This is a genomic window from Hyphomonas sp. GM-8P, assembly GCF_003263315.1.
Lineage (GTDB): Bacteria > Pseudomonadota > Alphaproteobacteria > Caulobacterales > Hyphomonadaceae > Hyphomonas.
Map to the genome: position 1 here is coordinate 1 of NZ_AWFE01000017.1, position 849 is coordinate 849.

At 66.5% G+C, this 849-nt stretch carries 1 protein-coding gene; it reads right to left on the reverse strand.

Going from position 1 to position 849, the window contains the following annotated elements:
* On the reverse strand, positions 1 to 667 hold a 667-nt coding region (gene trbF, locus HY26_RS02290; RefSeq protein WP_112072850.1), incomplete at its 3' end, for a conjugal transfer protein TrbF.
* Between the last annotated feature and the right edge of the window lie 182 nt (positions 668 to 849).

The following is an 849-nucleotide window of genomic DNA, read 5'->3' on the forward strand; positions in this document are numbered from 1 at the left end:
ACCAGTTGAGGCCGTGGACGTAGAGGCCGAGGGGGTTGGCCCGAAGAGCTTCTTCGGTGCGGGGCGGGTCGATGACGATCGAGAACACCCCCGTATGGGTCGACTGGGCGGTCTCGGTGCCGTTCCGGTAAGCGGTCTCGCGCCAGCGGACGGTGAAACTGTCGTCGGATGCGCGCACGACGCTCGTGACATCGACCGAGACCGAGCGCTTGCCGACATCCGTAAACGGATCATTGTCGCGGGCATAATCGTTCAGCGTCGCTGCCGCCCGGTCGGTCGCATAGGCATAGGCCTTCAGCCAGTTCTGGCGGACGACGACCGGATCGATGGAAATCGAACGGGTGTTCTTCACAAACTCGGCGAGGTGATAGGCGATCTGTGCATCGGTCGGCTCATAGCGCCCGTCGGCGGGACCGACGGCGCGCACCGCACCCTCGCCGGTCAGTTCCACTACATAGGGCGTGACGATCGATTGGGTCGACCGCCAGACAAGGCCGCCGGCCAGAACAAACGACAAGGCAAGGCTGCCGAGGGCCGCGAACCGCCAATTGGCCGCCTGGACGCGGGCCGACCCGATCCGGTCGTCCCAGGCCTGCGCGGCGCGCTGGTAAGGTGTCACCGGTTCCGGTGTCTCGCCATAGCGGGTGGAGTTTCGCTTCCAGAGCATTGTCTAGTCCTCGTCTCTCTTCAGTTCGATCGATGTGCCGCCACCCGGCCGGTCGCCGTCGCGCACGGCCGCGGCTGCCATCATGCCGGCATCGCGGGTCGACTGGTCGCGCCGTATGCGCCGGGCCCAGTCGGGAGATGCGTTGGGTCCGCCTGTCGGCGCTGCATTGGGCGTGCCGGTCC